Source organism: Methylobacterium sp. HMF5984, assembly GCF_045033435.1.
Classification (GTDB): Bacteria; Pseudomonadota; Alphaproteobacteria; order Rhizobiales; family Beijerinckiaceae; genus Methylobacterium.
Genome location: NZ_JBJFLN010000001.1, coordinates 133,839 through 148,311, shown reverse-complemented (window position 1 = coordinate 148,311; position 14,473 = coordinate 133,839). Strand labels below are relative to the sequence as shown.

The 14,473-nt window shown below is 73.0% G+C and carries 8 protein-coding genes; 5 read left to right on the top strand and 3 right to left on the bottom strand.

What is annotated here, in order from left to right; genetic code table 11:
- The first annotated feature begins 190 nt into the window (after positions 1 to 190).
- The 5 genes from ACFZ8E_RS00705 (at position 191) to ACFZ8E_RS00685 (ending at position 8,724) form a co-directional block, all read left to right on the top strand.
- Complete coding sequence (locus tag ACFZ8E_RS00705; RefSeq protein WP_405041708.1) at positions 191 to 1,723, top strand: flavin-containing monooxygenase; 1,533 nt, start codon at positions 191 to 193, stop codon at positions 1,721 to 1,723.
- A gap of 251 nt (positions 1,724 to 1,974) precedes the next feature.
- Positions 1,975 to 2,808 (top strand): SDR family oxidoreductase, encoded by an 834-nt coding sequence (locus ACFZ8E_RS00700; RefSeq protein ID WP_147860451.1) that lies wholly within the window; start codon positions 1,975 to 1,977, stop codon positions 2,806 to 2,808.
- A 100-nt stretch (positions 2,809 to 2,908) separates the two neighbouring features.
- Positions 2,909 to 5,197: a xanthine dehydrogenase family protein molybdopterin-binding subunit gene (locus ACFZ8E_RS00695; RefSeq protein ID WP_405041707.1), complete on the top strand. Its 2,289-nt coding sequence runs from the start codon at positions 2,909 to 2,911 to the stop codon at positions 5,195 to 5,197.
- A 110-nt stretch (positions 5,198 to 5,307) separates the two neighbouring features.
- Positions 5,308 to 6,837 carry a murein biosynthesis integral membrane protein MurJ gene (murJ, locus tag ACFZ8E_RS00690; RefSeq protein ID WP_405041706.1) on the top strand — a complete coding sequence of 510 codons (1,530 nt, stop codon included), beginning with the start codon at positions 5,308 to 5,310 and terminating at the stop codon, positions 6,835 to 6,837.
- Positions 6,838 to 7,053: 216 nt separating this feature from the next.
- Positions 7,054 to 8,724 (top strand): methyl-accepting chemotaxis protein, encoded by a 1,671-nt coding sequence (locus tag ACFZ8E_RS00685; RefSeq protein WP_405041705.1) that lies wholly within the window; start codon positions 7,054 to 7,056, stop codon positions 8,722 to 8,724.
- Positions 8,725 to 8,795: 71 nt separating this feature from the next.
- On the opposite strand, the gene ACFZ8E_RS00680 is transcribed toward ACFZ8E_RS00685, so the two are convergent.
- From ACFZ8E_RS00680 to ACFZ8E_RS00670, 3 genes are all read right to left on the bottom strand, one after another.
- Complete coding sequence (locus ACFZ8E_RS00680; RefSeq protein ID WP_405041704.1) at positions 8,796 to 9,182, bottom strand: RidA family protein; 387 nt, start codon at positions 9,180 to 9,182, stop codon at positions 8,796 to 8,798.
- Between the two features lie 138 nt (positions 9,183 to 9,320).
- Positions 9,321 to 11,057 carry an efflux transporter outer membrane subunit gene (locus ACFZ8E_RS00675; RefSeq protein ID WP_405041703.1) on the bottom strand — a complete coding sequence of 579 codons (1,737 nt, stop codon included), beginning with the start codon at positions 11,055 to 11,057 and terminating at the stop codon, positions 9,321 to 9,323.
- Positions 11,054 to 14,365 carry an efflux RND transporter permease subunit gene (locus tag ACFZ8E_RS00670; RefSeq protein ID WP_405041702.1) on the bottom strand — a complete coding sequence of 1,104 codons (3,312 nt, stop codon included), beginning with the start codon at positions 14,363 to 14,365 and terminating at the stop codon, positions 11,054 to 11,056. The genes ACFZ8E_RS00675 and ACFZ8E_RS00670 overlap by 4 nt, the downstream gene beginning before the upstream one ends.
- Positions 14,366 to 14,473 lie beyond the last annotated feature (108 nt).

Sequence of the window (14,473 nt, the reverse complement as noted above, 5' to 3'; positions counted from 1 at the left end):
CCCGCCGTCCGACTTGGCCGCCCCATCGATCCACCCGCACCCTGATCCGGCCTGCGATCCGCCGAGCGCGGGGCGCGTCCGGCACCATCACGTTTCGCGCCAGATGCATTTTACGGTGGTAGCCCGTTGACGTCTATAAGGTGTCCACCTTAAATCGGGGCGACGCGCGAAACCGCCGGAGCCCGACGCCATGAACGACGCCTCGCCCCCCACGAGTCCGCTTCGGGCACCCGCCTCCGCCGCGGACGCCGCCCGGCATTTCGACGTGCTGGTCGTCGGCGCCGGGCTGTCCGGCATCGTCATGGGGCACTACCTGCAGACCGAGTGCCCGCGGAAGACCTACGCCATCCTGGAAAGCCGCGACGCGATCGGCGGCACCTGGGACCTGTTCCGCTATCCCGGCCTGCGCTCGGATTCCGACCTCTACACCTTCGGCTTCAGCTTCCGCCCCTGGCGCAGCGACCGGGCGATCGCCGACGGCGCCTCGATCCTGAGCTACGTCCGCGAGACCGCGCAGGCCGAGGGCATCGACCAAAAGATCCGCTTCGGCACCCGGGTGGTGCGGGCGGCCTGGGATTCGGCCGCCGCCCTGTGGACCCTCGACGCCGAGGTCGGCGAAGCCGCCGAGCCGGTGCGCTACACCTGCGCGGTCCTGTCGGTGTGCAGCGGCTACTACGCCTACGACCACGGCTACAGCCCGGACTTTCCCGGGCGCGAGCGCTTCGCCGGGCCGGTGGTGCACCCGCAGGCCTGGCCCGAGGACCTGTCCTGGGACGGCAAGCGCGTGGTGGTGATCGGCTCGGGCGCCACCGCGGTGACGCTGGTGCCGGCGATGGCCAAGACCGCGCAGCACGTCACGATGCTGCAGCGCTCGCCGACCTACATCGTCGCCCTGCCGAGCCGGGACAGAATCGCGCATTGGCTGCGCGAAAAGCTGCCGGCCGGCCTCGCCCACCGGCTGACGCGGGCGAAGAACGTCGCGCTCGGCATCTTCTTCTACCAGTTCGCGCGCAAGAAGCCGGCGGCGATGACCAAGCGCATCCTCGACGGCGTGCGCGCGCAGCTCGGCCCCGACTACGACGTCGCCAAGCACTTCACCCCGAGCTACAAGCCGTGGGACCAGCGCCTCTGCCTCGTGCCGGACGGCGACCTGTTCAAGGCGATCCGCTCCGGCGCCGCCTCGATCGAGACCGACACGATCGCCAGCTTCACCGAGGACGGCGTCCGGCTCGCCTCCGGCAAGACGCTGCCGGCCGACATCGTCGTCACCGCCACGGGCCTCCGGATGAAGATGATCGGCGGGATGACGCTTTCCGTCGACGGCCGCGCGGTCGAGCCGGAGAACACGTTCCTGTACAAGGGCATGATGCTGTCGGGCGTGCCGAACTTCGCGGTGACGATCGGCTACACCAACGCCTCGTGGACCCTGAAGAGCGAGCTGACCGCGCGCTATCTTTGCCGGCTCATCAACCACATGGACGCCAACGGCTTCGCGCGCTGCGAGCCCCTGGCGGATACCGGCCGGCTCAACACCGAGCCGACCCTGCCGCTGACCTCCGGCTACGTCACCCGCGCCGCGCACCTGCTGCCGAAGCAGGCCGACACCAAGCCGTGGAAGCTGCACCAGAACTACATCCTCGACACCGCCGCCCTGAAGTTCGGCCGCCTCGACGACGGCACGATGCGGTTCTCGCGCCGCGAGACGGCCAAGCGCGCGGCGTGAGCCTCCCTTCCCTCCCCCCGACGGATCTCGGGCTTGCCCGAGATCCGCACCCTGTGTGCCCAAGTCGGGCAGGCCCGACTTGGGTGCGGGGGAGGGTGGGCCTCGGCTGACGCGAGGGTCGGGAGAGGGGAGCGACAGTGCCGGATGCGGCGCTCCCCTCTCCCGACCCGCTTCGCGGGCCACCCTCCCCCGCAGAGGGGGGAGGGGAAGTGGACCGCGCGTTTCATCCACCAAACATGCAGCGAGCCCCCATGCCGAACTGGAACCTCGAGAACCGCACGGCCCTGATCACCGGCGCGGCGAGCGGCATCGGCCGTGCGCTGGCGGTGGGGCTGGCCGCGCGCGGCTGCAACCTGGCGCTGGCCGACCGCAACGTCGCTGGGCTGGAGGAGACCGAGCGGCTGATCGCGACGAACCGGGTCCGCATCAGCCGCCACCCCCTCGACGTCGCCGACCGCGACGCCATCGCCGCGCTGCCGGCCGCGGTCGAGGCGGCCCATGGCGGCCTCGACGTGTTGATCAACAATGCCGGCGTGGCGCTCGGCGGCACCTTCGAGGACGTGACGGAGGCCGATTTCGAATGGCTGTTCGAGATCAACTTCTGGGGCGTGGTGCGGATGACCCGCGCCTTCCTGCCGCTGCTGCGGGCGCAGCCGGAAGCGCGGATCGTCAACCTGTCGAGCCTCTACGGGCTGATCGCGCCGCCGGGACAGACCGCCTATTCCGCGAGCAAGTTCGCGGTGCGCGGCTTCTCGCAGGCGCTGCGGCACGAGCTCGCCGGCACCGCGATCGGCGTCACCGTGGTGCATCCGGGCGGCGTCGCCACCTCGGTCGCCGACAGCGCCCGCCTGCCCGCGCACATGACCGCCGAGGAGGCCGCCCGCGGCCGGGCCGCCGCCAACAGGATGCTGAAGCTCGCCCCGGAGCGGGCGGCCGAGATCATCCTGGCGGCGGTGGAGCGCCGGCAGGGCCGGGTGCTCGTCGGCTCGGACGCCAAGCTGATCGCGCTGATCGAGCGCCTCGTGCCGGTCTCGTACTGGAACGTCATCCAGAAGCTGCTGCCGCGCGACCGCGCCGCGACCTGAGCGCGGATCGCCGCGGGCCACGGCGAAAGCCTTGCCGGCCGGCGCGCGCGGCACACCTCTTCCCGAACGGTCCCGGACCGAAGCGAAGTGGAGCGCGCCGATGGACCACCCGATCGCCGACCCGGCCCAGGCCGGTGCCGAGGAAGGCCTGCTCGGGCGCCCGCAGGTGCGGGTCGACGGCCCGGCCAAGGTGACGGGCCGGGCGCGGTTCTCCTCCGACGTCGCCCTGCCGGGGCGCGCCCACGCCGCGCTCGTCACCAGCACGATCGTGCGCGGGCGCATCCGCGGCTTCGACCTGGCCGCCGCCGCGGCGACGCCGGGCTGCCTGCGGATCTTCACCCATCGCGACCTCGCCGGGCGGATCGCGCCGGTGAAGCACCTGATGGCCGGCGGCTACGCCAACAGCGCGCACCTGCCGCTCGGCTCGGACGAGGTCGCCTATGCCGGCCAGATCGTCGCCCTCGTCGTCGCCGAGACGCAGGGCGCGGCCGAGGAGGCCGCCGCCCGCGTCCGCGTCGCCTACGCGGAGGCGCCGTTCGCGGCCACCTTCGACGAGGCCGGCGCCGAGACCGTGCGGCTGGCCGACCTGAAGCCCGAGCACGCGGATCCGCGCCGGGGCGATGCCGACGCCGCGCTCGCCCGGGCCGATATGCGGATCGCGGCGCGCTACGAGACGCCGGTGCAGCACCACAACCCGATGGAGCTGTTCACCACCGCCTGCGCCTGGGACGGCGGCCGGCTCACCGTGCACGAGCCCTCGCGCTACGTCGGCGCGCTCCAGCACGGGCTCGCCGCGCAGCTCGGCATGGACCCGGCCGACATCCGCGTCGTGTCGGGGCCGATCGGCGGCCATTTCGGCTCGAAGCTCGCGCTGTCGCAGCACACGGCTCTGGTCGCCCTCGCCGCCCGCGACCTCGGCCGCCCGGTCGCGCTGGTGCCGACCCGGCGGCAGGGCTTCACCATCGCGAACCACCGCCCGGAGACGCGCCACGACCTCCGCCTGGGCGCCGACCGCACCGGGCGCTTCACCGCCCTGGTGCACGAGGCGGCGATGACGACCTCGCGCTTCGACGCCTTCGCGATGGAGGGCACCGACGTGACGGCGAGCCTCTACGCCTGCCCCGACATCCGCACCGACGAGCGCGCCGTGCGGGTCGACCGCAACACGCCCGGCCCGATGCGGGCGCCGCCCGAGGTGCCCTACCTGTTCGCCCTAGAGAGCGCGGTCGACGAGATGGCCTGGGCGCTCGGCCTCGACCCGATCGCGCTGCGCCGGCGCAACGACACGGTGACCGACCCGGTCTCGGGCAAGCCGTTCTCGTCGCGTCCGCTGATGGCCTGCTTCGATGCCGGCGCCGAGGCCTTCGGCTGGTCGCGCCGCATCCCCCGCCCCGGCGCGATGCGGGACGGGGCCTGGCGGGTCGGGCTCGGCTGCGCCACTTCGGTGCGGCCGGTGAAGATCGCCCCCGCGACGATGCGCGTCGCGCTTCGACCCGACGGCCGCGTCGCCGTCGAGACCGCGCACCACGAGATCGGCAACGGCATCACCACGCTGTTGGCGATGGCCGCGGCCGACGGGCTCGGCGTGCCGATCGCGGCGGTGACGGTGCGGCTCGGCGACACCGCGCTGCCCCCGGCCGGCATCTCGGGCGGCTCCTCGACCACGACGAGCCTGCTCAGCACCCTGGCGCTCGCCTGCGAGCAGCTGCGCGCGCGGCTGGCCGCCGCCTGCACCGCCGCCGGCGCGCCGCTGGCCGGCGCCGACCCCGCGCGCCTGCGCCTCGTCGGCCGACGGCTGGCGCGGGCCGACGGGGGCGGCGTGGCGCTCGACGAGGCGGTCGCCCGGCTCGACCCCGCCGGGATCGAGACCCTGGCCGAGTTCGTCCCCGAGGGCGGCGGCGCGAAGAGACTCGACGCGCTGCGGGCCGGCCACATCACCCTCAGCAGCGGCGGCGAGCACCTGTCCTGGGCCTTCGGCGCGCAGTTCGCCGAGGTCCGCGTCCACGCCGAGACCGGGGAGATCCGGGTTTCGCGCCTGCTCGGGGCGTTCGCGGCCGGGCGCATCCTCAACCCGCTGACCGCCCGCAGCCAGCTCGCCGGCGGCATGATCTGGGGCCTCGGCTCGGCCCTGCTGGAGGAGACCGTGCTCGACCGCGGCCACTACCGCAACGCGGATCTCGCCGAATACCTCGTCCCCACCGCGGCCGACACGCCCGAGATCGAGGTCCTGTTCGTCCCCGACGAGGACCGGAAGGTGAACCCGCTCGGCCTGAAAGGCTTGGGCGAGCTCGGCATCATCGGCGTCAACGCGGCGATCGCCAACGCGGTCTACCACGCCACCGGCCAGCGCCACCGCCGCCTGCCGATCCGCGGCGAGACCCTGGCGTGACGGGGCCCTAGCGGCCGCACGCTTGCGTTGCCGGCGGCCGCGACCGTAAGCCTCCGCCGGGCTTCAGCAACGGTGGGCGGCGTGACGGCACTCGCATTCGGGACGAACCGGTGATCCGCGCGATCCTCTCCGTCGGGGGCTGGACGCTGGTGTCGCGGGTCACGGGCTTCGGCCGCGACGTGGTGATGGCGGCGGTGATGGGGGCCGGGCCGATGGCCGACGCCTTCGTCGTCGCCTTCCGCCTGCCGAACCATTTCCGCGCGATCTTCGGCGAGGGCGCGTTCAACACCGCCTTCGTGCCGGCCTATGCCGGGCTGTCGGAGGCCGGCGCGGACGGCGCGGCGCAGCGCTTCGCCGACCGGATCTTCACGCTGATGCTGGCGGTGCAGATCGCGCTGCTGGCGCTCGCGCTGCCGCTGATGCCGTGGGTGGTGCGGGCGCTGGCGCCGGGCTTCTCGCAGGATCCGCAGCGCTTCGACCTCGCGGTGGCGCTCACCCACATCACCTTCCCCTACCTGCTGTTCATGACGCTGGTGACGCTGCTCTCCGGCGTGCTCAACGCGCAGCGCCGCTTCGCCGTGGCGGCGGGCGCGCCGGTGCTGCTGAACCTCGCGATGCTGGCGGCGTTCGCGCTGGCCTTCCTGTTCCCCGACGCGGCGCACGCCGCCGCCTGGGGCGTCGCGGTCTCGGGCGTGCTCCAGTTCGCGCTGCTGTGGTGGGCCTGCCGGCGGGCCGGCGTCGCGCCGCGGCTCACCGCGCCGGCCGTCCGCGATCCGGCGATGCGCCGGTTCTTCACCGTGCTCGGGCCGGCGGTGATCGGCGCGGCCGGGTTCCAGATCGCGACGTTTGCCGACACCATCATCGCGAGCTGGCTGCCGACCGGCGCGGTCTCGGCCCTGTGGTACGCCGACCGGCTCTACCAGCTGCCCTTCGGCGTCATCGCCATCGCCGCCGGCACGGTGCTGCTGCCGGAGATGAGCCGGCGGATCGCGGCCGGCGACGTCGCCGGGGCGCACGCCGCCCAGAACCGCGCCGCCGGGTTCTCGCTCGCGCTCTCGGCCCCGTTCACGGTGGCCTTCCTGACGCTGCCCGGCCTGACCATGGCCGCCCTGTTCCAGCGCGGCGCCTTCTCGGCCGAGGATGCCGCGCGGGCCGCCTCGGTGCTGGCCGCCTACGGGCTGGCGCTGCCGGCGGTGGTGCTGGTGCGCTCGGCGGTGGCGAGCTTCTACAGCCGGCAGGACACGCGGACGCCGCTCTGGGCCTCGCTCACCGCCATCGCCGTCAACGTCGTGCTCAAGCTCTGGCTCACCGGCCCCTACGGCGTCGCCGGGCTCGCGCTCGCCACCGCGATCAGCCAGTGGGTCAACCTCGCGCTGCTCGTCGCCCTCGCCTGGCGCCGCGGCTGGACCGCGCCGGGGCGCACGCTCGGCCTCACGGTGCTCGGCGTCGCGCTCGCCTGCGCCGGCCTGGCGCTGGTGGCGGTCTACGGCCTGCCGCTGGCGGAATCCGTCGTGCCCGCCCTGCCGCGCGGCCGCGAGATCGCGGTGCTGGCGCTCCTCGGGATCGCCGGCGCGGCGATCTACGGCGCCCTGCTCGCGGGCCTGCTCCACCTGTTCGGGCTGCGCCTGCGACGCGCCTGAGATGGGCGGCGGCCGCGATCGCGGCGGCCGCGATCGCGGCAGTCTTTCAGCCCGGAAGATTGCACACCAGCAGTTGAGCTATCGTTCTCTATTTCACTCCTGAATTTAGATCTTACAGGAAACGAGGACAAACAATTGCACGTCTTCGAATTCAGCGTCATTTAAGTCCTTCGCACTAGGATGACCTCAGTCGCACAATCCGAGGACCGTCCCATCATGCGGTTGACCATCAAGGCCGCGCTGATCGGCGTCATCGGCATCCTCACCGTCAGCATCGCCGGGCAGGGCCTGTTCGCCGCCTCCAAGCTGCGCGCCGTCAACGCCAGCGCGACCGAGATCGCGACGAACTGGCTGCCGAGCGTGCGCTGGCTCGGCGAATTGAAATACGCCACCGCCCGCCTCCGCCTCGTCGACGCGCGCTACGTCCTGGCGGCCGAGCCGCCGGCGGAGCTCGACGCGGTCGGCGCCACCCGCCTCGCGGCGATCGCGAAGGCCGTGACGTCCTACGAGCCGCTGATCTCGAGCCCGGAGGAGGCCGCCCTGTGGGACGGCTTCAAGGGGCAGTGGGCCGCCTATCTCGACCTGCGCGGCCAGCTCGTCGCCGCCGCGCGGGACGGCGACAGGGCACGCATGGTCGCCGCCTTCGACCGCTCGCGGATGCCGTTGGACGCGGCCTTGAAGGTGCTCGACGCGGATTCCGCCCTGAACGACCGGGGCGGCGACGCCGCCTCCGCCGACGCCGCCCTCAGCTACGACTCCGCCCTGCGGCTCACGGTGGCGGTCTGCGCCGGCGCCCTGCTCTGCGCGCTCTGCGGCATCGCCTTCGTGATGCGCGGCATCGCCCGGCCGCTCGACCGCATCATCGCCGCGATGGGGCGGATCGCCGGGGGCGACGCCACCGTGGCGGTGCCCGGCCGGGGGCGCCGCGACGAGGTCGGCGCGATCGCCGCCGCGATCCAGGTGTTCAAGGACAACCTGATCCACGCCTGCACCCTCGAAGCGGAGAGCGAGGCGGCGCGGGCCGGCGCCGCGGTGCAGCGCGCCGCCGCGATGCGCACCGTGGCCGACGGCTTCGAGCAAGCGGTCGGCGGGATCGTCGGCACGCTCGCCGCCTCCGCGACCGAGCTGCAGGCCACCGCCCGGACGATGACGGCGACCGCGACGGAGACCGCCGACCGATCCGCCACCGTGGCGGCGGCGGCCGAGGAGGCGGCCTCGAACGTCAACACCGTCGCGGCGGCCGCCGAGGAGCTTGGCGCGTCGGTGGCCGAGATCGGGCGCCAGGTCAGCGGCTCGGCCGACCTCGCCCAGGCCGCCGTGGCGCAGGCGGACGACACCGTCCGGCTCGTCGACGCCCTCAGCCGGGCGGCCGGGCGGATCGGCGACGTCGTCGGCCTGATCGCCGACATCGCCGGCCAGACCAACCTGCTGGCGCTCAACGCCACCATCGAGGCGGCGCGCGCCGGCGAGGCCGGCCGCGGCTTCGCGGTGGTGGCCTCCGAGGTCAAGGCGCTCGCCGCCCAGACCGGCCGGGCGACGGAGGAGATCGCGGGCCAGGTCACGCAGATCCAGGGCGCGACCGGCCAGGCGGTGGAGGCGATCGCCGCGATCACCCGCCGCATCCGCGACATCGACGCGATGGCGACGACGATCGCGGCGGCGGTGGAGGAGCAGGGCGCGGCGACCCGGGAGATCGTGCGCAACGTCGGCCAGGCGGCGACGGGGACCGGCGCGGTGACGAGCACCATCGCCGGCGTGGCGAGCGCGGCCGAGGAGACCGGCGCCGCCGCCGCCCAGGTCCTGACCTCGGCCGGCGCGCTGTCGCGCCAATTCGGGCACCTTGGCGCGGAGGTCGACCGCTTCCTCGCCACGGTGCGCGCCGCCTGACGGCGTCAGGCCCGCGGCGCGTAAAATTCTCAGGCTCGCGGCGCGTCCTCAGGCTCGCGGCGCGTAAAATCTCAGGCTCGCGGCGCGTGCGCCACCATCTCGATCTCGACCCGCGCCGCCAGCGGCAGCGCCGCGACGCCGATGGTGGTGCGGGCCGGATAGGGCTCCGTGAAGTGCTCGGCGTAGACCCGGTTCATCGCGGCGAAATCGGCCATGTCGGTCAGGAAGACGGTGCACTTCACCACGTCCTCGAAGCCGAGGCCGGCCGCCGCCAGCACGGCGCCGAGATTGACGAAGCATCGGCGCACCTGCGCCTCGATCCCGCCCGCGACCAAGCGCCCGGTCGCACCGTCGAGGGGCGTCTGGCCGGACAGGTACACCGTCCCGTCGGCCCGCACGCTGTGGGCGTAGGGGCCGACCGCCGCGGCGCCGGGCGCCGTCACCGCTTGCCTGCTCATCGAAGCGCCCTTCCTTGCTGCCGTCAGAATCGCGTTGGCCTCGCGACGGTTCGGTCATCGCAGCCGCGGGGCCGTCCGAACGGGCGCGGCGCAGGACCGCGACCGTTTTTTCCCGCGCCCGGCTCCGGTGCCGGCCGGCTACTCGTCCGGGTGCACCGCCGGCGACAGGTCGATCGGCAGGCGCGGGCCCTTCAGCTCGGCATCGCTCGGCAGCGCGCGCGCGTCCCAGCCGCCGCCGAGCGCCCGGATCAGGCCGACGGCGGTGGTGAAGCGGGCGAGCCGCACCTGCAGCGCCGCGACCTCGTTGTTGAGCTGCAGCGCCTGGGCGGTGACGACGGTGGTGAAGTTTTGGGTGCCGGCGCGGTACTCGTTCAGGGTGATCTCGACGGCGCGGCGGGCCAGCGTCACGGCCTCGTCCTGCGCCACCTGCTGGCGGGCGAGGATGCGCACGCCGACGAGGCCGTTCTCCACGTCGGCGAAGGCGGCGAGCACGGTCTGGCGGTAGTTCGCCACCGCCGCGTCGTAGGCCGCCCGCGCGGCGGTGATCGCGGCCGAGCGCGCGCCGCCGTCGAACAGCACCTCGCTGCCGGCCGCCGACACCGCCCAGACCTGATTGGCGGCCGAGAGCAGGCCGTTGCTGGTGAGCCCCGAGATCCCGCCCGAGGCCGAGAGCGTCACGGTCGGATAGAGCGCGGCCACCGCGACGCCGATCTGCTCGCTCTGCGCCTGGACGGTGCGCTCAGCCTGGGCCACGTCCGGGCGGCGCTCGAGCAGGGCGGCGGGGATGCCGACCGGCACCGCGGGCGGCACCAGTGCCAGCGGCGCCACCGGCAGCGACAGCTCCGAGGGCGGGCGGCCGACGAGCGTGGCGATCGCGTTCTCGAACTGGGCGCGGGTGAGGGTCGCGGCGATCGCCGAGGCCTGGGTGGTCTGCACCTGCGTCTGCGCGGTGATCACGTCCGAGCGCGCGGCGACGCCGGCATTGTACTGGTTCTCGGTGATCGCCACCGTGCGCTTGAAGTTCTCGACGTTGGCGTTGAGCACCCGCACCAGCGAATCGGCGTAGCGCAGCGACAGGTAGTTGTTGGCCACCTCGGCCTGGATGGTCAGGCGCGTCAGCGCCAGCGTCGCGGCGTCGGCCTGGGCCAGGGCCGCCTCGGTCTCGATGGTCCGGCGGATGCGGCCGAACAGGTCGAGCTCCCAGCTCGCCTGCCCCTGGATCGACACGGAGGTGCGCTCGGAGCCCAGCGTGCGCGAGCGGGTGATGCTCGGGGCGCCGATGACCGTCGGGTAGAGCGCGGCCTGGGCCGACTCGACGATCGCCCGCGCCTGCCGGTAGTTCGCCACGGATTGGCGCAGGCTCTGGTTGTCGACGTCGACGAGGCGGATCAGCCGGTCGAGCGCCGGGTCCTTGAACACCCGCCACCAGTCGCCGCGCTCGGCCGCGTCGTTGGGGAGGCCGGGGCGCCAGTTCTTCCGCGACGCGACGAAGGCGACCGAATCCTCGCGGGCGCCGCCCTGCTTGAACGCCAGCGGCGTCTCGACGGACGGGCGCGCGTAGTCTGGGCCGACGACGCAGGCCGACAGGGCGGTGGTGAGGGCGACGAGACCGCCCGTCCTCAGGACATGGCGCCAAGCTGGGTGCGCATCCCCTCTCCCCGCACGCGGGGAGAGGGCCGCATGCACCGCGTCGTGCATGCGGCGAGCGGAAGCGAAGGTGAGGGGGCCGGGCAGGACGAGGCGCATCCGGATACGCCCCCTCACCGTCGGCTGCCGCCTCGCCGCGCCGACGACGAGGTCGTCGCGGCCCTCTCCCCGCGCGCGGGGAGAGGGGGGTGCGCCGACCCCGTCCTGCATCGATCGAAACCGCATCATTCCCCCGCCGGCAGGGCCGCTGCGCCGCCGCGGCGGCGGGCGTTCACCCGGTGCCGGAGGCGGTCGAGGCAGAGGTAGACGACGGGGGTGGTGTACAGGGTCAGGATCTGGCTCACGATCAGGCCGCCGGCGATGGCGATGCCGAGCGGGCGGCGGAGCTCGGAGCCCTCGCCGCCGCCGAAGATCAGCGGCGCCGCGCCGAGCAGCGCCGCCAGCGTTGTCATCATGATCGGCCGGAAGCGCAAGAGGCAGGCCTCGAAGATCGCGTCGCGGGGGCTGGCGCCGCGCGTCCGCTCCGCGTCGAGGGCGAAGTCGATCATCATGATGGCGTTCTTCTTGACGATGCCGATCAGCAGGAACACCGCGATCAGCGCGACGATCGTGAACTCGGTGCCGGTCACCAGCAGCGCCAGCAGCGCGCCGATGCCCGCCGACGGCAGCGTCGAGAGGATCGTGACCGGGTGCACGAAGCTCTCGTACAGGATCCCGAGGATGGCGTAGACGGCCAGGATCGCGGCCAGGATCAGCAGCGGCTGGCGCGAGGCCGAGGCGACGTAGTTCTTGGCCGCGCCCGCATACTCGCCGTGGATGGTGGCCGGCAGGCGCAGCTCCGCCATCGCCTTGTCGATCGCGACGGTGGCGTCCGACAGGCTCTTGCCCGGAGCTAGGTTGAACGAGATCGTGGTCGCCACGAACAGGCCCTGGTGGCTCACCTGCACCGGGGCGTTGCCGGTCTCGACCCGGGTGAAGGCCGAGAGCGGCACCATGGTCTCGACCGCGGACGAGACCGGCGCGCTCGAGGAGGCGCTGCCCTTCGAGGCGGCGATGGCGTTGGCGGCCGCGTTTCGGGCCGAATCCGACGCGACCGCGGCGGCGTTGGTGCTGGCGTCGGCCGCGGCGGTGGTCGAGGGGACGGCGCCGGCGGGCGCCGCCGCCACCGTGCCGGCGACCGCGTTGGTGGTGGCCGAGCCGCGCGCCTTGCCGCCGGAGGTCGAGACGTAGAGCTGCTTGAGGGTCTCGGGGTTCTCCAGGTAGCGCGGCGCGATCTCCATCACGACGTGGTACTGGTTGAGCGGGTTGTAGATCGTCGAGACCTGGCGCTGGCCGAAGGCGTCGTAGAGGGTGTTGTCGATCTTGTCGGGCGTGATGCCGTAGCGGAAGGCGGTGGCGCGATCGATCACCAGCCGGCTCTCCAGCCCGCCCTCCTGCTGGTCGGAGGTGACGTCGGCGAAGGTCGGGTCCTTCTGCAGCGCCTGCACCAGCTTCGGCGCCGCCGCGTAGAGCTCGGCCGCGGTGTCGCCCTGCAGGGTGTACTGGTACTGGGCGAAGCTCTGGCGCCCGCCCATCTGCAGGTCCTGGCGCGGGAAGACGTAGAGCCGGGCGCCGGCCACCTGCGAGAGCTTGGGCCGCAGCCGGTTCGACACCTCGCCGATCGAGGCGCGCTCGCCCACCGGCTTGAGCCCGACGAAGACGTTGGCCGAGTTGGTGCCGCGCCCGCCGGTGAAGCCGACGACGCTGTCCACCGCCGGGTCGGCCTGCACGATCGCGGCGGCCTCCTTGAGCTTCTTCTCCATCGACTGGAACGAGATGCGCTGGTCGGCCTGGATGCCGCCCATCATCTGGCCGGTGTCCTGCTCGGGGAAGAAGCCCTTCGGCACGATGACGTAGAGGTAGACGTTGAGCCCGACCGTCGCGGCGAGCACCAGCAGCACGAGGCGCGGGTGCCCGAGCGCGACGCGCAGGGTGCGCTCGTAGGCGTTCAGCGTGCCGGTGAAGGCGCCCTCCAGCCCGCGGATCAGGATGTTGGGGCGCCTGCCCGCGCCGTGCGCCTCGGGGCGCAGGAAGCGCGCGCACATCATCGGCGTGGTGGTGAGCGAGAGCACGAGCGAGATCAGGATCGCCAGCGACAGGGTCACGGCGAATTCCTGGAAGATCCGCCCGATCAGGCCGCCCATCAGCAGGATCGGCAGGAACACCGCGATCAGCGACAGGCTCATCGAGATCACGGTGAAGCCGACCTCGCGGGCGCCGACCAGGGCCGCCTCGATGCGGGACTTGCCCATCTCGATGTGGCGCTGGACGTTCTCGAGCACGACGATGGCGTCGTCCACGACGAAGCCGGTGCCGATGATCAGCGCCATCAGCGACAGGATGTTGAGCGAGTAGCCGAGCAGGTACATCACCGAGAAGGTGCCGACGATCGAGATCGGCACCGCCACCGCCGGGATCAGCGTGGCGCGCCCCGAGCGCAGGAACGCGAACACCACGAGGATGACGAGGCCGACCGCGATCAGCAGCGTCTCCTCGGTGGCGGCCAGCGACGCCCGGATCGTCGCGCTGCGGTCGCCGGTGAGCTTCACGTCGATGCCGCCGGGCAGCGCCGAGACGATCTGCGGCAGCGCCGCCTTCACCCCGTTGATCGTGTCGACGACGTTCGAGCCCGGCTGCTTGTAGACGAACAGCAGCACGCCCTGCTTGCCGTTGACCACGCCGAGGTTGCGCCGGTCCTCGACCGAGTCGATCACCTCGCCGACGTCGGTGAGCTTCACCGCCGCGCCGTTGCGGTAGGCGACGACGAGGTCGCGGTAATCCTCCGCCTTGCGGCCCTGGTCGTTGGCGTAGAGCTGGAAGCGCCGGTCGCCCGCCTCGATCGCGCCCTTGGGCGAGTTGGCGTTGGCCGACGCCAGCCCCGCGCGGATGCCCTCCAGGCCGATGCCGTAGTGGAACAGGGCGGTCGGATCGAGCTCGACGCGCACCGCCGGCAGCGACGAGCCGCCGATGTCGACGTTGCCGACGCCGGGCAGCTGCGACAGCTTCTGCTGCACCACCGTGGCGCCGGCATCGTAGAGCTGGCCGGGGGTCAGGGTGTCCGAGGTCATGCCGAGGATGACGATCGGCGAGTCGGCCGGGTTGAACTTGCGGTAGGTCGGGTTCTGGCGCAGCGCGGTGGGCAGGTCGGCCCGCGCGGCGTTGATCGCCGCCTGCACGTCGCGCGCGGCCCCGTCGATGTCGCGGCTGAGGCCGAACAGCAGCACGATCCGCACGGTGCCGGTGGAGCTCGTCGAGGACATCTCGTTGACGTCGGCGATGCTGCCGAGCCGCCGCTCCAGCGGCGCCGCCACCGTCACCGCCATGGTCTCGGGGCTGGCCCCCGGCATCTGCGCCTGGACCAGGATGACCGGAAAATCCACTTGCGGCAGCGGCGCCACCGGCAGCTTCAGGAACGCGAAGAGGCCGGCGAGCAGCACGCCGACGGTCAGCAGCGTCGTCGCCACCGGGCGCCGGATGAAGGGCTCGGAGATGTTCATGGGCGAAAGCCCATAGGCGTCACGGCGCTGTTCCCCTCTCCCCGAACGCGGGGAGAGGCCCGGCTGCACCCCGTCGTGCTGCCGGGAAGCGCAGGCGAAGCCGCAGCG